The organism is Bacillus sp. 1780r2a1 (assembly GCA_024134725.1).
Taxonomy (GTDB): Bacteria; Bacillota; Bacilli; order Bacillales; family Bacillaceae_H; genus Priestia; species Priestia aryabhattai_A.
On the sequence record CP099863.1, the window covers coordinates 1,796,469 to 1,813,847 of the forward strand.

Annotated in this window: 16 protein-coding genes and 1 other RNA gene; 9 read left to right on the forward strand and 8 right to left on the reverse strand. The window is 37.7% G+C overall.

The features are described from left to right. Window positions 1-42: 42 nt before the first annotated feature. From ssrS to NIZ91_09030, 4 genes are all read right to left on the reverse strand, one after another. Window positions 43-220, reverse strand: a non-coding RNA gene (gene ssrS, locus NIZ91_09015) — 6S RNA. 110 nt (window positions 221-330) lie between these two features. Then, complete coding sequence (locus tag NIZ91_09020) at window positions 331-954, reverse strand: hypothetical protein (protein USY56772.1); 624 nt, start codon at window positions 952-954, stop codon at window positions 331-333. Between the two features lie 70 nt (window positions 955-1,024). After that, a complete protein-coding gene (locus NIZ91_09025; GenBank protein ID USY56773.1) occupies window positions 1,025-2,185 on the reverse strand; it encodes an anti-sigma factor in 1,161 nt (386 codons plus the stop codon). Further along, window positions 2,182-2,676, reverse strand: a complete 495-nt coding sequence (locus NIZ91_09030) for an RNA polymerase sigma factor (protein USY56774.1) — start codon at window positions 2,674-2,676, stop codon at window positions 2,182-2,184. The genes NIZ91_09025 and NIZ91_09030 overlap by 4 nt, the downstream gene beginning before the upstream one ends. Window positions 2,677-3,102: 426 nt before the next feature. On the opposite strand from NIZ91_09030, the gene NIZ91_09035 reads away from it, so the two are divergent. From NIZ91_09035 to NIZ91_09050, 4 genes are all read left to right on the forward strand, one after another. Next, window positions 3,103-3,333 carry a YkvS family protein gene (locus NIZ91_09035; GenBank protein ID USY57130.1) on the forward strand — a complete coding sequence of 77 codons (231 nt, stop codon included), beginning with the start codon at window positions 3,103-3,105 and terminating at the stop codon, window positions 3,331-3,333. 96 nt (window positions 3,334-3,429) lie between these two features. Continuing rightward, the gene (locus NIZ91_09040) at window positions 3,430-4,317 is read left to right on the forward strand and encodes a MoxR family ATPase (GenBank protein USY56775.1); all 888 of its coding nucleotides are present in this window, start codon (window positions 3,430-3,432) and stop codon (window positions 4,315-4,317) included. 11 nt (window positions 4,318-4,328) lie between these two features. Beyond that, window positions 4,329-6,245 carry a VWA domain-containing protein gene (locus NIZ91_09045; GenBank protein USY56776.1) on the forward strand — a complete coding sequence of 639 codons (1,917 nt, stop codon included), beginning with the start codon at window positions 4,329-4,331 and terminating at the stop codon, window positions 6,243-6,245. Window positions 6,246-6,497: 252 nt separating this feature from the next. Continuing rightward, a complete protein-coding gene (locus NIZ91_09050) occupies window positions 6,498-6,887 on the forward strand; it encodes a sporulation protein (GenBank protein USY56777.1) in 390 nt (129 codons plus the stop codon). 33 nt (window positions 6,888-6,920) lie between these two features. On the opposite strand, the gene NIZ91_09055 is transcribed toward NIZ91_09050, so the two are convergent. Beyond that, window positions 6,921-7,304, reverse strand: coding sequence for an SET domain-containing protein (locus NIZ91_09055; protein USY56778.1), 384 nt, complete (start codon window positions 7,302-7,304; stop codon window positions 6,921-6,923). 198 nt (window positions 7,305-7,502) lie between these two features. Beyond that, window positions 7,503-10,610 (reverse strand): DUF4981 domain-containing protein, encoded by a 3,108-nt coding sequence (locus NIZ91_09060; GenBank protein USY56779.1) that lies wholly within the window; start codon window positions 10,608-10,610, stop codon window positions 7,503-7,505. Window positions 10,611-10,743: 133 nt separating this feature from the next. Between NIZ91_09060 and NIZ91_09065 the strand changes: the two genes are divergently transcribed. Genes NIZ91_09065 through NIZ91_09075 form a run of 3 tightly spaced genes read left to right on the forward strand, consistent with a single transcriptional unit; the run spans window position 10,744 to window position 12,906 of the window. Further along, on the forward strand, window positions 10,744-11,574 hold the full coding sequence (locus NIZ91_09065; GenBank protein ID USY56780.1) for an AraC family transcriptional regulator: 831 nt from the start codon (window positions 10,744-10,746) through the stop codon (window positions 11,572-11,574). Between the two features lie 20 nt (window positions 11,575-11,594). Further along, window positions 11,595-12,119: a GNAT family N-acetyltransferase gene (locus NIZ91_09070; protein USY56781.1), complete on the forward strand. Its 525-nt coding sequence runs from the start codon at window positions 11,595-11,597 to the stop codon at window positions 12,117-12,119. 1 nt (window position 12,120) lies between these two features. Then, the gene (locus tag NIZ91_09075; protein ID USY57131.1) at window positions 12,121-12,906 is read left to right on the forward strand and encodes an ABC transporter ATP-binding protein; all 786 of its coding nucleotides are present in this window, start codon (window positions 12,121-12,123) and stop codon (window positions 12,904-12,906) included. 51 nt (window positions 12,907-12,957) lie between these two features. On the opposite strand, the gene NIZ91_09080 is transcribed toward NIZ91_09075, so the two are convergent. Beyond that, entirely contained in the window at window positions 12,958-14,814 is a 1,857-nt protein-coding gene (locus NIZ91_09080) for a squalene--hopene cyclase (protein ID USY56782.1), read from the reverse strand. 148 nt (window positions 14,815-14,962) lie between these two features. Between NIZ91_09080 and NIZ91_09085 the strand changes: the two genes are divergently transcribed. Next, entirely contained in the window at window positions 14,963-16,015 is a 1,053-nt protein-coding gene (locus tag NIZ91_09085; protein ID USY56783.1) for a C45 family peptidase, read from the forward strand. A 110-nt stretch (window positions 16,016-16,125) separates the two neighbouring features. Further along, window positions 16,126-16,404, forward strand: coding sequence for a hypothetical protein (locus NIZ91_09090; protein USY56784.1), 279 nt, complete (start codon window positions 16,126-16,128; stop codon window positions 16,402-16,404). 52 nt (window positions 16,405-16,456) lie between these two features. Here the strand turns inward: NIZ91_09090 and NIZ91_09095 are convergent, their stop codons facing one another. After that, entirely contained in the window at window positions 16,457-17,338 is an 882-nt protein-coding gene (locus tag NIZ91_09095) for a PhzF family phenazine biosynthesis protein (GenBank protein ID USY56785.1), read from the reverse strand. Window positions 17,339-17,379: the final 41 nt, after the last annotated feature.

A 17,379-nucleotide genomic window follows, 5' to 3' on the forward strand; every position in this document is an offset into this window, starting at 1 on the left:
TTTGAATAGACAATAATATCATTATGTAAACTATAGTGAAGTAAAAAGCCCGCACTGCCGTAACCCGAAGTGTCTTAAATACCCAGATCAACTAGGTGGGTGTTCGCACAATCGGTTTTAGCGTCCCAAAAAGGGCATGCTATCCGCAACTGAATTTTGAACTCCCTTTTAACACTCAAAGGTTTAAGACAACATGAGTATACGCACAGCGCAGGTATGTAGGTATACCTTGGTAAAAGGTATACATGGTGTGTGTTAGGAATTTTACACAATCGCAATCATGTGTACAAGAGATGATTATAAAGCAATATCTGTAGAAATGCAACATAATTATTTAATGCTAAAAAATGTATTTAAAGGTGTATTGCTTTTTTCGTTATTTATCGTTAAAAGTAAAATGAGGGGCCCTAAGATAGGCAGGACACATACGAATCGGTAACGATGACCTTTAAAAAGAATATAGGTTAACCAAGTAAGGGCAAAGAAATCAATCGTCATCACGCTAACTAGTTGAGAACGCTTGAAAGCTTCTATATAGCCTGAAAATGAGCCTGTTGTAAAGCCATACAAATAAAGAACAAGAGTCATGGTCAACAAAAACAGTAAGAAAGTGCGTGAAGTTAACCATTTATTTAGAGAGCTAAACCCGCGATTCATAGTTGATTTTTCGCCCTTTAGTGCAAAGTAAGGTAAAAGTGCGAAAGCTCCTAATCCAAAGGAGAGCAGTGAAAAAGGCCAGCCTGGAAGTTTAAACGAATCGTTTGGCATAATTAGTGATGCAAATAAAAGAGGGAATAGTCCTAAACATGAAAAAATCATAACGACGAGTGGCTCCACCGTTGTGAACTGCCCAGAGATTAGCTTTATCATGATGAGGTCGTTTTTTCCTTTACTGCCGGGTGCTAATAGCCATGCATAAATAATAAGGAAAGTCCACATAGATAAATACTTCAAAATTCTCACTCCTTTTCGTTTTATCATAGCATGTAAAAAGAAAAGCACGAAAACGTAATGTTCTCATGCTTTAATGCAAGGTACCTTGAGTGGGACGAGTAAACCAGTTCCATAATTCTACTTCTCCTAAAGAAGAATAGGTGATCGACGGTTCGTTCTTTAGTTTTAGCAGTTCTTTTGTTGGTCCTGTTAAGACAATGCCATATATTCTAACACCGTTCTTTTTTACAAATTTGTATCGATTCATTAACTGAAGATCATCTGGATTCATCCATCTAATTTGTTGAACCGTCCGCTCGTTATCAGCAAGCACCTTTAGCATCTGTACGACGCGTTCTTCATCTGTAAAGGTTTCTTTTTCTTCATAATACGGTAACTCTAGCATTGATGGGAATCCAAAAGAAGAGGTTAAATCTACAAGTGGATTGCTTGTATCGCTTCCTTTTGTTTCATAACCAGTGTCTAAGGCATACCAGACGGGTGAGATGTCGCTAGAAAGTGTAGAGCTAAGTTTTTCTTCAATTTCTTCCATGGTATAGGCTTGATCAAAAGAAAGCGCAACTTCACTAACTGTGCCTTCTGGAAGTTGATCAAGTGCTCCCCATGTCTCATTTGACCAATCTTGATAGAAAGAAGGATCTTTTTCTTGTTTTACTCGCTCTGGATAAGCAAACGATAACTTCATATTATAATGATCGTTTAAAAAGTTTTTGTCGACGTTTGTAACTCGTTCAAATAGGTGGTGAAACGTATATTGTCCGACACTCTTTTGTTCATGGCCAACTTCTTTATACAGCGTGTATTCGTTTTGTAAGCGGAAAAAAGGCTTTGCTTCGGTTTTTGAGTTTTGGACGTATACGTTTGGTAAAGCAGATTCGATTGCTGCTTTATCAACGGTTCGTAAATATTCACTTTTATGAGTGAAAGAATAATAAATAACTGATAAAAAGCTGCCTCCTAACCAGAGTAAGGTAATAGCACTTAGCACAGTCAATACATTAGTAAAGCGTTGCCTCCATTTCGCTCTTATCATTGAGCGTTTTGCTTTTTCGTGATCAAACGTAGAGGAAGCAGTGACTGGCTGTATTTCTTCTTCATCAAGCAGATTTTGAAGATAATTCATACATTCATCACACTCTTCAGTATGACGTTCGAGCTCTTCTATTTCTGCATCTGTCAAAGTTCCGTCTTTGTATTTTTTCCATTGGTGCTGCATGTTTTGACAGCTCATACGTTCTCTTCCTTTCTTTTCTTTAATTGCTGACGTCCTCTATAAAGATCCATTTTCACTTTTGCTAGAGTAAAGCCAGTCATCTCAGCAATTTCTTCATATGTAAAACCGTGATAATCACGAAGTAGTACAATGTTTCTTTTGGGCTCTGGAAGAGTGGATACTTCTAAAAGCCACGTATTAATTTCGTCTTGTATAAACACTTTATCTTCAGCGCTTGGCTGTGGTGAAAAATGCCATTCCTCCAGTTCAACAGTTGGCCGCTTTTTTTCTTTTCGATACCAATCAATAAATGCGTGATAAGCAATTTTGAACAACCAAGGTTTTACTTCTTCACCGCTATATGTTTCTAAATGTAGTAATACGCGATAAAACGTTTCTTGCATAAGGTCTTCTGCAGCTTCTTTCCGCCGCGTAAGAGAGAGAAGATAGCGGAAAAGGTCGTGCATATGCTGTTCATAAATTTCTTCGAAATGATGCTTAGGTGCCATTTTCTCCCCCTTTCCTTTAACTAACGGAAATGTTCGTCAAAAGTTTCTAATTATAATATAGGAAAATATAACTGTTTTCTAAGCGTATAAAACATAAATGTTAGCATACCATATAGAAGAGAAAATGCGATGAAATTCGACAAAATTCCGTGGTAAATGTCATTTTTTTTAAAAACTAAGGTTTAATTGGTGTTCGGAATGGCAAGAAAATGGTATGATAAGACTCAGAAGGTATACATTGTCATATTGATGGCGTACATAGCATTTTAAAAATGACGCTCGTTGAAACTTCTCTCATAAAATTTTATTTAAACGTTTGAAATAAAGTAGTTTCGGGAAAAGTCACAAGATAGCTCAAACGAGTGGTGAAAATCAAGCTTTGTAGAGAAAAGATGTATATAGTTAATAAAATACAAAGGTGGGATCATCATGGATGTAGAAAATACACAAGGAACAGAAGAGCAAGCACCAAAAGTAAAAGCAGCAAAAGTCGGTGACACAATTCAGCCCAAAAAAGGTGATTTTAAAGGCTATAAAGGTATTGTCATGGTGGTTCGTGATAACTCCGTCATCGTAGATTTTGGAAAAGACGCTGAAACGGGCGAATCAATGAAAACAGTCGTTAATCACAAAAACTATAAAATTGTGAAAAAGTAGGTATCTACCTACTTTTTTTCATGACGTAAAACCTTTGAGAACCCAAGTGAAATCTTGTAGAATGAAGAAAGCAAACCGAGAGAAAGGATATGAATTATGGCAATTGAATTAACAGATTTAGCATTACCAAGTGAGGTACTTACTCGCATTCAAGAAAGAAAACAAAAATTAACAACAGAAGATGAATTTTTAATTGGAAAAGGCGGCTATACTGCAGAAGAAGCTGATATTTTAGAAGATGCTCTTATTGCTCTAGCTCTTGGAAAGAACGTCCTTTTAAAAGGCCCGACAGGCTCTGGTAAAACAAAGCTTGCAGAAACATTATCTTATTTGTTTTCACAACCAATGCACAGCATTAACTGTTCAGTGGATTTAGATGCTGAAGCGTTATTAGGTTTTAAAACAATCGCTGAGAAAAATGGAAAGCAAGGGATTGAATTTGTTTCTGGACCAGTTATCAACGCGATGAAGAAAGGGCAGCTTCTTTATATAGACGAAATTAATATGGCAAAGCCTGAGACATTACCAATTTTAAATGGTGTTCTTGACTACCGTAAAATGATTACAAATCCATTTACAGGTGAAGTTGTAAAAGGAAAAGAAACCTTTGGTGTTATAGCGGCCATTAATGAAGGCTATGTTGGAACAGTTCCATTAAACGAAGCATTAAAGAATCGATTTGTTGTTATCGATGTACCATATATTCAAGGAGAAAGCTTACGACAAGTATTAAAAACACAATCACAGCTTCAAGATGAAAAGTTAATTAACCAATTTGTACAGCTTTCAGGAGATTTAATTACGCAGGTTAGCAACGGTCATATTTCAGAAGAAGCAGCATCGATTCGTGCACTATTAGATACGTGCGATTTAGCGTTATACATGCCTCCACTGCGTGCTATTAAGAGAGGAATTATTGAAAAGTTAGAAGATGAAAGGGAAAAGGCAGCCATTCAAAACATTGCAGAAACGTTATTTGAATAAGAGGTGGCGCTATGAGATTTATTAAGTTTAACGATAAAAACGTTGATTCATTTTTATATATGGAGCTTGCGGATTTAACCAAAACATTGACAAAAAACGATGATATTGAAGTGGAGTATCGAGTTTCGTCTTACTATGATCCGCTGCAGCAAATTATCTATTTAAGTCACTTCTGGGATAATCGACCTGATAGTGATAAAGTGTATGGCCTGAAGAGCGACGTGTTTTTAAGAGCGGTTGGAAGCTATTACCACTGTGATTTCCAAGAGGTAAACGCGTATCTGAAAAAAGTGAAGCGTTCATCTGTATCAAGCCTCGCAAAGCAGTTGTTTATGCTCTTTGAAGATTTGCGTTTGGAAGATTTATGTACGAAAGAAAGACCTGGTACGAAAAAAGCTTTCGCTACACGTAGAAATGTGTACCGCAAGTATTTTGCTACTCAGATCAATGCAAACTTAACTAAAAGCGTTCATACTGATGCGCTCTTTAACGGTATCTACCTTTTATTAACAGCGGAAAACCCGTTTGAAGAAATTCCGTTTATTACAAATGAAGTTGATATGGCAATGCCGTTTATTCGAAGCCAGCTAGTAAAGGTGTATGAAGCGAAAACCACTAAAGATATTTCACGTATTTGCTTAGAGCTTGTCGATTTGTTTGATGATATTTTGGAAAAAGACATGCTTAATACGTATTTCTTTTTGGCAGAACTTGATTATGAAGAGCTGGAGACAGGCCTAACATTTGATGATTTGAAGCGTGAATCGAAACTTGCAAACGATGATATTTTGGAGCATGAACAAGATGGCGATGAAGATATTCATGAAGAGAAAATGGAAATGTGGCATCGTGAAACAAGTAAAGCAACGCAAAGTTTTTTACAATTCGATATGGATCAAGGTTCTAAAACAGATATGCTAGGTGATGGCGTCCGTGAAGGAGATGATGGCGATCAAGCGCTTGGTATTGTTCAAGGTGCCTCACAAAAAACGTCAAGAAACGATTATTCACAAATGGAAGCGATGGACCAAACGCATCCAGAAAAAGACGGAGCAGCTGACTATGAGTATGGAAAAGATAATAAGTACGCATTTCCAGTGTTCTTAGATCCAACCATTCCCACAGACGAAGAAGCTGCTTTGTATGGTGAAAATAAGCAACTTATTTCATCTTTTCAAAAAAAGCTCAAGCAAATGATTGAGAAGACGTTAGAGCACAAAAAAACGTTACCGAGAAGTGAACTTCAATTTGGTCGTTTAAATAAGAGGTTGTTAAAGTTATGGACAGACGATAACCCACGCTTATTCTATAAAAAAGACCAAGAATCTCCGCAGATTGACGCGGTTTTCTCTTTACTTGTTGATTGCTCAGCATCAATGTATGACAAAATGGATGAAACAAAGCTTGGCATTATCTTATTCCATGAAGCGCTAAAATCAGTGAGAGTTCCACATCAAATTGTTGGCTTTTGGGAAGATACGAATGATGCAACTGAAACAAGTCAGCCTAACTATTTAAAGACAGTGATGGACTTCCAATCATCACTCAAACCTAAAAGCGGTCCTGAGATTATGCAGCTGGAGCCAGAGGAAGATAACCGTGACGGATTTGCTATTCGCCACATGACAAGACGCTTGTTAAAGAGAACGGAAAAACAAAAGTTTCTTCTGGTGTTTTCTGATGGAGAGCCTGCAGCAATGGGATATGAACAAAATGGTATTGTTGATACGCATGAAGCAGTACTTGAAGCAAGAAAACATGGAATGGAAGTAATTAATGTTTTCTTGTCAAACGGGGAAATTGATGAGGGACAGCGAAAAACAATTCAAAATATGTATGGAAAATATAGCATATTAGTCCCAGACATCAAAGAATTACCGGATGTGTTATTTCCACTTTTAAAAAAGTTACTTCATAAAAGTATTTAAGAATATTGACAGAAATACAGATTATCGACTAATATAAGCTTATAAATGAAAAATGTTCTCCTAGAGGGGAGTAGCTTTTACAATAAAGTCGTCATTTCAGAGCAGTTGCTCTCGGCTTTATTGGCAACGAACGATTGTTAGCGAGACCTTTACCCATACGGTAAAGGTCTGTATTTATGTTTAAAGCCTTTACCACATTGGTAGAGGCTTTTTTCATTTAATATAGACATTAGAATTAGAGGAGAAAATAACATGGTTTTACGAAAATATATGTCCCTGTTAGGTGTGGGGGCGGCTCAGATTGATTTAATCTTATTAAAAAATCAGTATTGCAAAGACGAATGTGTAAAAGGAGAGTTTCATTTAAAAGGTGGAATTGTTGAGCAGGAAATTACGCGCATTGAATGTGACTTGATTGTAACAGATCATCACAGCAAGGAAGAAGTAGTGATTGGTTCAACCAGCCTTTTAACATCAAGAAAAATTAAAAGTGGACATCAAGAGAAGATTCCTTTTACATTTGACTTACCAGCAGAGCTCTTACCTTCTAACGATAAACGGTCATACAGGTTTAAAACAAGGTTAACTTTTAGCGAAGGAGTAGAAAGTAAAGACCAAGATCACATTACCATTACTGAATAAAAAACAACCTGGGATTTTCCCAGGTTGTTTTTTTTATTCTTCTTCCTTATCAAACCAAAGCAGTTCTTGGTCGTCAACGTCTCCGTTATAGTTAATTAACACTTCTTCCCCAGCTTTAATGTCTGTATAGGCATAAAACTCGAATACGTGTTTATCAAAATTAATTTCATAAGTAGCATTAGGGGTATAAGAGTGATTAAATAGCATCCCATAGCCTAATAAAATAGCAGAGTGATTAATCCCATATTCAAATGAATAATCTGCTAAAAGCGTTTTTTCAATGTGTTCATGCTCTTCGTTAGGATAAGCAATAACAGGTGCTTCGTGGATTAACTCACCTTTTTTAATATCTTGCGTTGCAAATACCCCTCGATTAAACTCACCATCACTTAATGTTGAGGCCTTAATTTCAATCATGTGTTCACCTATTTATTCTTTCTTCTAAATTTTAGTTCCTCTTTAAGCTTGCCAGTTAATCATGTAGAAAGCAACCATATTTTAAAAATAAATTGGGGGGCAATAGAAGAAGGGGTTAGAAAAAAAGTGTTTATACCCTTTAGATAAATAGACTTTTCTTCTAAAAAAAAGAGCGCACTCAGCGCTCTTTTTAAATGATTAAACGATTGGCTTAATCGTAAACTCATGAACATATGGACGATTAGCATACAGCGTATATTGTGGATGCGTTTTGGCTCCCCAGCTATCGTCACCACCTACACCCATTTGCTTATAGTTAATGCGAATCGACGTTTTATCACTACTAGGTAACTTGTAATGATGATCATAACTTTCAAGCTCAAACGGAGTATACGGTAATGCACTTAATTCAATCGTCGGTGTACCCTGAATAAAGAAACCAACTCCGTTTTCATTGAGAATGCTTGCTGAACGAACATCCGTTTTATTCCCGCATTCCTGTGGACGTAAATAAGGTGTTACCTGGGAGTTTACATCGCTTGTATAGGAGCCAACTTTTGCTCCTGTATTACGGTCCCAATGATTTTCATGAGGTCCTTTTCCATACCAAGAAAGCTGGTTGAATTCTTTTGGCATAGTAAAGCGTAAGCCAAATTCAGGAATTTCAGGAAGCGTACTGCCCGGAATCAGCGTTTGGCGAATAGCAACCTGTCCACTGTTATCTACAGTATATACAACTTCACAGCTTGTGTTTTCAAGCGAATGAAACCAAAAGCGTGTGGTAATAGTTATATGACTTTTCTCTTCTTGTACAGTAAACGATTCCAGTTCTCTGTTAAGGCTTGCTTCTCTCCAAACTTGGCAGCGTTCTTGAAGTTTATTACCCAAATCGTTATCCGTTACTGCTCGCCAAAAGTTAGGCTGCAATCCATCTAGCAATAATTCGGTATCCCTATATAAATAAGAAGTCATCAAGCCAGATTGTTTGTTGAATGTAAGAGTAGCAGAGTCAGCTTTAATCATAAGTTCTTGGCTTGTATTTTTTATAGAGCGTGGTGCTTTTGTCTCAACTGCACGTTGTAAAACAACTTGTGCTGGTAGAATAAACTGTTCAAAAGCTACTTCATGCCCTTTGTCAGCCCACTTAGTTTGATTTCTTAATTTCATTGATAGAGTAGCAATAAATTCATCATTAATCTGAGATTTGTTATAATCATCCAATGGTAATTGAATCTCTTTTGTTGTTTGAGGCTTTACATCTACTATAAATGAATGGTTATAAATGTCTTCGCCATTTTTTGTTACTGTAAGCGTAAACTCATAATCTTTTAAATTTGTAAATAAGTAATCATTTTGGACAGTAAAGATTTTTCGTTTAAGATCAGTAGCTTTCCATGATACAGCTTCATAGCATTTTTTAACTTCATATAACTTTGGCGTCACGTCACCATTAGCAAATAAAAGTCCGTTCCCGCTGAAATTACCATCATGTGGACTCTCGCCAAAGTCGCCACCGTATGCTAAATAAGTAATTCCGTCTGGTGTTGTTGTTTCAAGAGCTTGGTCTCGCCAATCCCAAATGAAGCCACCTTGTAAGATTGGATATTGATTAATAACATTCCAATAATCAGCTAAATTACCGCATGAGTTCCCCATTGCATGGCTATACTCACAGAGAATATAAGGCTTTTTGGGGTTCATCAGCGCATATTTTTCAATGTCAGCTGGCTTAATATACATCGTGCTTTCGATATCAGATGCATCGTAATCTCGGTGATGGAATATTCCTTCATAATGAACGAGACGCGTATCATCTTTTTGCTTGAAGAAATCATACATATGCTTGAAATTTTCCCCACCAAACGATTCGTTTCCAAGAGACCAAATCACGATAGAAGAGTGGTTTTTATCACGTTCGTACATAGAACGACAGCGATCTAAAACATTTTCTTTCCATTCAGGCTTACTTCCTGGAATTGCATCTTGTTCACCTTCTTGCAGGTAACTCCATGTCCCGTGTGTCTCCAGATTGGTCTCATCAATTACATAAAGGCCGTACTCATCGCAAAGTTCGTACCAGCCTGAAGCATTAGGGTAGTGAGAGGTACGAACTGCGTTGATATTAAACTGCTTCATTAATAAAATATCATGAAGCATCTCTTCTTTTGTAATGCCGGCTCTACCTTTCGTCGCAGAAAATTCATGGCGATTTACACCTCTAAAAACAATTGTTTCCCCGTTAATCTTCATTAATCCGTCTTTTAGTTCAAATGTGCGAAACCCAATCTTGCAGCTTTGCGCTTCAATTACGTTTCCATTTTCATCTTTCAAAGTAAGTACAAGCGTATAGAGATAAGGACTTTCTGCGCTCCATTTATTTGGTGAGGCAATGCTTGAGTCTAGCGAAACAGTCTCTTGTTCATGTACTGAAATTGATGTTTGCAGCGGCTGGTTTAGCACTTCTTTAAGCTCATCATTATAAAGCATGGCTTCAAGCGTTACATTTTCAGCACTCTGTTCGATATAGTTGGTGATATCAGCAGAAATTGCTAGTTTTCCATTCACATAATTTTCATCTAGCTGTGCGCGGACGGTAAAGTCAAAAATATGAACTGGAGGAGTAGAATAGAGATAAACGTCTCTGAAAATCCCACTCATTCTCCAAAAGTCTTGATCTTCAAGCCAACTAGCGTCACTCCAACGATACACTTCTACAGCTAATTTATTTTCACCTTCTTGAATATAAGGGGTTAAATCAAACTCAGCAGGCGTAAAGCTATCTTCACTATAACCGACTAGTTCACCGTTTACCCATACATAAAAAGCAGACTCTACTCCTTGGAAACTAAGATAGATAGGTTGGTTTTTCCAGCTTTCATCCACGGTAAAAGTACGCGTATATTGTCCTACAGGGTTATAGTTCGTTGGCGCAAAAGGCGCTTTGATATCATCATGATGTATCCAAGGATACGTTACGTTTGTATATTGTGGATAATCATACCCTTGAAGTTGCCAATGGGAAGGGACTGAAATGGAGTCCCACGTGCTATGATCAAAATCTTTGCGATAGAAATCCACAATGCGTTCATCTGGGCGCGGTACCCAATGAAACTGCCAATCTCCATTCAAAGACTGATAGTAAGAAGATGAGGTGTTAGAGTGTAAAGCTTGTTCTGACGTTTGGTAAATCGTCGTATTTGAATGAGCTGGTAAGCGGTTTAGCTGGAAAATATCAGGGTTATTATTCCACTCAGGAAATCCGTTGGCTGGTGGAGTGTAGTTGAATTTTTTAATTGTTTTTAACATGTTCATCCATCCCTTATTCATTTATAATGGTATATGAACATGATAACGCTTACCAAAAGGCGAATCAATGAGACAATTTTAAAAAAATATAACAAAATTCATATGAAGAATGATGAGTAGGAGAGGAAGTTAAGTGGATAAAGCAATTTTTCCCACGCTGACAGAGTTAGACCTTAGATTACCCTTTTATGTATCAAGTGTAGGATATTGGAAACACCAAGTGCATATTGTACGTGAACACGAGTTTCCAGACTTTCAGTGGATTCAGTGTATGAGCGGAAAAGGGAAGCTTTGTGTGAATAATCAAGCATATACAATTGAACAGAACGAAGGCTTTTTTCTAACTCCCTACGTTCCGCATGAATATTATCCTTTAAGTGAACAATGGGAAGTATGTTGGGTTTCATTTAACGGAGCACAAATCAATGAAACTCTTCGTACATTTGGCTTGCTAACCTCAACAAAAGTTAAGGTAACATATGCTGAAACTCTTTTACAAAAGCTAAAAGATATGATTTTAGCTTTTGAAGTCAAAGGGTCATCGAGTAGCTTAAAGGCTTCTGAGTTAATTTATAGCTTTTTGCTTCATTTACAGAATGATTGCCTGCTGTCTGAAAGAAAAACGAGACATGAGCATCATGCGCAGCTTCAGCCTGCCATTGACTATATTGAAGGTTCGTATGCTAGCGTTGTGACTCTAGATGCTATCGCTCACTCTTTAAACGTAACACCTCAGTATACGTGCCTTTTATTTCAACAAGCTTTTGGTTTAAGACCAATCGAATACGTTACGCGAGTGCGCATTCAAAAAGCGAAAGAGCTTTTAATTAAACATAGCCAAATGTCTGTCTCAGAGGTGGCAGCATTAGTTGGATATGAAAATGTCAGCTATTTTATTAAGCAGTTTAAGAAATATGAAAACCTGACCCCTACAGCGTTTCGCAAATTATATTTATCATCATAAATTAAAAAAGGAGTCGAGGGATGAGCTTTGTTATAATAGAAACTAAGCGGTTAATTTTAAGAAAGATGAGAGCGTCTGATGATCAAGCGCTGTTTCAAATATTTAGTGATCCAAAAGCGATGAAATTCTATCCGCATATAAAAAGCGTAGATGAAACCAAACTTTGGATTCAATCTGTTCGAAATCATGATATGTCTTACGGCTTTAGTTTGTGGACCGTTGAAAAGAAAGGTGAAAAACAAATTGTTGGACAGTGTGGCTTGTTGTTGCAAAAGGTTGATGGCGTTATAGAGGTAGAGTTAGGGTATTTATTTCTTCAAGATTTTTGGGGGAAAGGTTATGCAACTGAAGCGGCTCAAGGCTGTATTAACTATGGATTTCACAAGCTTGGATTAACGAGGATTACAGCTTTAATAGATCCTAAGCATCACGCATCGCAAAAAGTAGTGGTGAAAATAGGGATGAAAAAAGAAAAGCAGATTATAAAGTGGAATAAACCTATTGATGTTTATTCAATCCAAACAGGAGGGATGTCAGTTGACTAATATTGTAACATTAACAAATGTTTCGCTTATACGCGAAAACAAACTGTTGCTAAACGATATATCGTGGAAAATTAATCAAAGTGAGCATTGGTGTTTACTAGGGTTAAATGGATGTGGCAAAACAACGCTCTTAAATATTATAAATGGATACATATGGCCAACTAAAGGAGAAACTACCGTTTTAAATCATAAGTTTGGTGAAACCAATTTGCCAGAAATGCGCAAAGAAATTGGGTGGGTCAGTTCGTCTTTACAGCAGCGATTTCCTGAGGATGAAACAGCAATAACAATTGTTTTAAGTGGGAAGTTTGCTTCAATTGGACTATATGAGAGTGTAACTCAGGAAGATGTGGAACGTGCAAATCAATTTCTCCATCAGCTTAAGTGCAAACACCTTGCTAGTCAACCCTATCGCACTTTATCTCAAGGTGAACGTCAGAGAGTGTTAATTGCACGCGCATTGATGGCATCTCCAAAGCTTCTTATTCTAGATGAACCGTGTACAGGTTTAGATTTTTTGGCCAAAGAGCAATTATTATCGTTAATTCAACAAATTGCGATGGAACCAGATGGTCCAACTCTTATTTATGTGACGCATCATGTGGAAGAGATCTTATCTAGCTTCACTCACACCATGTTGATGAAAGAAGGAAGAGTGTTTTCAGCAGGCAAAACAGCCGATTTGTTAACGGAAAAGAAGCTTTCTGCGTTTTTTGAACAGGAAGTAGGAGTTCAAAAAATACAGGATCGTACGTGGCTATCACTAAAAGAGAAAGTTCCCTATTGAAAATATAGAATTTTCAAATAAAAAACTTCTCCAATCAATGGAGAAGTTTTTTTAAGTTTTTGCACGATAATGTGAAAGAGCTAATAAAGGAAAAAGGTCGTTATAGCTGTGGTAATTAATATAAAATTGTCCAGGAAGTCCAATGCCGGTCGGATAGTTTCGCTGCTGCATGGTTTGTTCTGAGCGATTGAGTAAAAAGGAAACACCATCTATTATTTCTTGATTAGTTTTTGGACAGACACCCAGTAGAGCATCTATAGCCCAAGCTGTTTGAGAAGGTGTACTAAACGATAATGGCATATAGCGCTTATATTTAGCACTGGAGCATGATTCTCCCCATCCGCCGTCTGAACGTTGGATGCTCTTAAGCCAGTTAATTGCTTTTACAATCTGCTTATCGTGTTTTGATACACCTACTGCTAAAAGCCCCGTAACAGCTGCCCAAGTACCATATATATAACAAACTCCCCAGCGCCCATACCAACTGCCATTCTCTTCTTGATTGTCTAATAACCACTCAACGGCTGCTTGGATTTTGGGATGATTCTTGTTCATACCTCCAAATGAACCAAGACATTCTAGTACCCGGCCCGTTAAATCAGCAGTTGCAGGATCCGTAGCCGCATCTTCTGCATTTTCAAGGGGCAGGTACGTAAACAACGTGCTATCAGTGTTTTTTTCAAAGGCAGCAAAGCCACCGTCTCGATTTTGCATCGATAACAGCCAGTTGATTCCTTTTTGCCACGAGTGGAAATAAGATGGGTCGCCTGCGGCTCGACTAGTTAATGCACGAATTGCAGCAGAAGTGTCATCTAAATCAGGGTTGATGGTGTTATTGTGTGAAAATCCCCATCCGCCTGGTTCAATACCTGGGTTATGAACACGCCAATCTCCAAAGCGAGAATGTTGTTTTTTCTGTAAATAAGAAGTCGCTTTTTTTATCATAGGGTTTTTCCAAGATAAGCCGGATTCTTGAAGCGCATAAGTTAAAAGAGCTGTATCCCATACCGTTGATGTAGAATTTTCAATATGTGTATAAGCCGAGCATTCACTAGCTAATCCACAAATCCCTTCAACGGCCCGTTGAACAATAGGAGAAGTACGCTCATATCCAAGAGCTAATAGAGCGTACACCATAAAAAATGTAGCACTAGCATAGCTGTATAATGTCCCATCATCCTCTAAGCGGTCCAGCATGTAACGTTCGGCCGCTTGATAGCCAAGTCGATGAATATAAGATGGAAGGGATGTTAAGTGCTTAACTTGCTTAAGAAATGGTGATGATTGAATATTTCGTTGCATATCTAGTTCCTCTGACCGTGTCAGCAAATGATTGAGAGAAGGGGTGTGCTTAGACGTGACTGAAAATTTTTTATTGGCAACAATCATCATTGGGATAAAATGAATGCGTGCATAAGCGCTTAAATTATAAAAGCTAAGGGGAGCGTTAGGCGGAACGACTAGAAATGAAAGTGGTAAATAAAACAACGAAGGCCAATCGTATAATCCGTTTGCTGCAAGCATCCATTTTGTCATAAAATGAGCCTTTGATAGTGCATTGGTTTCAATGAGGTATGCCTCTGTTTTTCGAAGAATGCGATCTTCGCGCGTATAGAAGCCAGAGTATAAAAGGGCTGCATAGGCTTGAAGAGTCGCAGAAGGATTTGACTTTTCATCATCGTGCAGGGTCCAAACTCCATCCTTATTTTGTTTTGAAACAATTCGCTTCGTAAGCTTTTCAACAAGCTTTTCGTCCGGGTGTTCAATGCTTCGCAAGAGCATAATTAAGAAAGAGTCCGTCATAACACCCCCTTCAAAGCAATACTGAAAGGAACCATCAGCTGATTGTCTGCTTTGAATTTTTTGTATATAATAATGGATTTCTTTTGCTATTTTCTCTTGTAGCATTAGTCATCACCTCAAATTAATATTTGTTAATTCAAAACGCTCACTCTTTAACTTTATTCCATTTGGATGTCTTGTATGAGGATTGAAAGTTGCAAATCGATGTTCATTTCCTGCAAAATAAGAGTAGATTAAATGAGGTGAAAAGGAAATGAAAGACATAAAGGTAGAGATTATTCAAGGAAGAGGCTCTTATTATAATCTTGGAGTACTACAAGGGTTACAACATAAGGGTACAAAGCTTGAAGAAAATCATTTAAAAAGAAGAAAGCGTTCAACTCGAAGTTATAAGGCGAATCAACGCCAGGCTAAAACGTATTATGATTTGTTTGCACCTGACTTGTGGAGTGAACTAGAAGGATTGCGTGAAGGGTTAGATTGGTCGCTTGAAGATGTTGTTCACGAGTATAGCGGCTATCAACAAAATTGGGATAAAACAGGATGTTCGGCTCTTATGCAAAACGGGGTGTATGTGCGCAACTATGACTATCACCCTAAAACATACGAGGGAAGATTTTTACTCTTTCAACCTGATCGAGGTTTTGCTAGCGTAGGATTTGGAACTAGAATGATTGGCCGAATGGATGGCATGAATGAAAAAGGCCTTGTAATCGGTTACCATTTTGTTAACCGTCGTAGGCAAACAGATGGCTTCATTTGCTGTACGTTAGCTCGTTTTATTTTGGAATCATGCGAAACAACAGAAGAAGCGGTAGCTGTTTTAGAGAGAGCTCCTCATAGGCACGCATTTAACTATTCACTTTATGATCGGAATGGATATGCAGCTGTTGTTGAGGCATCAGGTAGAGGAGTGCGCGTATTGAGAGGAGGGGCGATGGCTTGTACAAATCATTTTCATGAATTGATTGAAGAAAATCGCCATCATCTCGTTGAATCAACAGAGCGTTTAGAGAATATCCGTAACCATATTGACCAAGCACTATCCATAAGGGATGCATTTCAAGTTTTCAATGACCCAGTCCATGGAGTCTTTAAAGAAGACTATAAAAATTCAGCTGGAACGCTGCATACGGTGGCATATGAACCTCATACGCTGCAAGTAGCAGTTGGAATTGGCCGATCAGCTGAGCCCTTCATCTTTTCCTTTAAAGAATGGATAGAAGGTAAAGCGTTGGATAAATCATACTTAGAAGGAATTATTCATACAACAGAGCCATTTCCATTTGAAGAAATAAAGCACTGATTACCTTTTATTAAATTTTGTTAACAACTTTGTCTGACAAGTTGTCAAAACCTTTGGTAAATGATAACGTTGTTGTTAGCTAAAACTATATATAGAAAGAAAGTGATGTTTTGTACTATTCATCAAGGCCAAGAGGCGTGCATTTATTTATTCCGGGCCTACTGTTTGTACTGACAATTGTTTTATTTACAATGGTGCAAGTAGGATTTTATTTAGAATCAGCAATTATCCGAAAAATTTGGGTCATTCTAATGGCATTACTCCCAATAGCTGGACTTGTTACAGCCATTAAAGGAAAGCGTGGAAGCGTGAAGCCCTGGTTAATTATTGGAAATGTAGTGCTTGTATTAACTGTAACCGTGATGAGCGTTCAAGCTGTGTTTTCATAAGTCTCTACATAGGAAAATCGTACATGAAAATGTACGATTTTTTAGTGTTTTATTAAATTAAAATTGTTTTTGTTTCTACATAGACAGCTTCACCAGCAATTGAAACGCATAATTCACTGGAGTTTTCAATTTTTACATACACCAACCCGTCTCTCTCTATTTCCAGTCCTTGTTCGACAAGTAGATTCATACTGCTGAAAGCAGAGTTGTTAACATAGGTCGCATAGTAAGCACCCATCACGCCGGAAGCAGTCCCTGTTACCGGGTCTTCTACTATCCCTGAATAAGGAGAAGAGAAGTGGCGCCCATGCATATGTGCTGCTTTATGAATGGTTTCAAAGCAAAAAGGGTGAATAGAAGCTCTCGGAAAATCTGTTAGTATTTGAGGGAATTTCTCGGACAAAGGATGCATTTTTTGACAAGCATTTAACGATTTTAATGGCACAATTAAAGTCCAACTTCCCGTGCTTCCGTAAACAATAGGTAAATCAGAAGCAAAGTCATGGACTGTAATTCCAAGAGCGCCCGCTAATTCATCTTTTGAACCTTTAAAAGGTTGAAAAATAGGCTTTGCTTGATTCATTGTAATGAGCACCTGGTCGTTATCTTCTATCTTGATTGGTAAAATGCCAGCTTTGGTTTCAATCGTCAGTTCTCTTTTTGAGAGCATGTTATTCGTATACAGTGCGTAAATAGACGCAATGGTGGCATGTCCACATAAATCAACTTCCTGTCCAGGAGTAAAGTAGCGAATATGTAAGTCTGCGGATGAAGATGGTAAAATAAAAGCTGTTTCACTAAACTTTGCTTTTGTTGCAACGAGCTGCATCTCATGATCAGTTAAGGAATCGGCATGAAAAACAACTCCTGCAGGGTTTCCTTTATGTGGTTTTCGACTAAACGCATCATATTGATTAACTTTAATTTGTTTCATATAGTCACCTTCCTTTCTCTAGCATATCACAATTTTATAGA

Bases quoted from the DNA above. Each gene is read 5' to 3' on its own strand.
- NIZ91_09025 (USY56773.1), bottom strand. From the start codon at position 2,185: ATGAGCTGTCAAAACATGCAGCACCAATGGAAAAAATACAAAGACGGA.
- NIZ91_09030 (USY56774.1), bottom strand. From the start codon at position 2,676: ATGGCACCTAAGCATCATTTCGAAGAAATTTATGAACAGCATATGCAC.
- NIZ91_09040 (USY56775.1), top strand. From the start codon at position 3,430: ATGGCAATTGAATTAACAGATTTAGCATTACCAAGTGAGGTACTTACT.
- NIZ91_09045 (USY56776.1), top strand. From the start codon at position 4,329: ATGAGATTTATTAAGTTTAACGATAAAAACGTTGATTCATTTTTATAT.
- NIZ91_09050 (USY56777.1), top strand. From the start codon at position 6,498: ATGGTTTTACGAAAATATATGTCCCTGTTAGGTGTGGGGGCGGCTCAG.
- NIZ91_09055 (USY56778.1), bottom strand. From the start codon at position 7,304: ATGATTGAAATTAAGGCCTCAACATTAAGTGATGGTGAGTTTAATCGA.
- NIZ91_09060 (USY56779.1), bottom strand. From the start codon at position 10,610: ATGTTAAAAACAATTAAAAAATTCAACTACACTCCACCAGCCAACGGA.
- NIZ91_09070 (USY56781.1), top strand. From the start codon at position 11,595: ATGAGCTTTGTTATAATAGAAACTAAGCGGTTAATTTTAAGAAAGATG.
- NIZ91_09080 (USY56782.1), bottom strand. From the start codon at position 14,814: ATGCTACAAGAGAAAATAGCAAAAGAAATCCATTATTATATACAAAAA.
- NIZ91_09085 (USY56783.1), top strand. From the start codon at position 14,963: ATGAAAGACATAAAGGTAGAGATTATTCAAGGAAGAGGCTCTTATTAT.
- NIZ91_09095 (USY56785.1), bottom strand. From the start codon at position 17,338: ATGAAACAAATTAAAGTTAATCAATATGATGCGTTTAGTCGAAAACCA.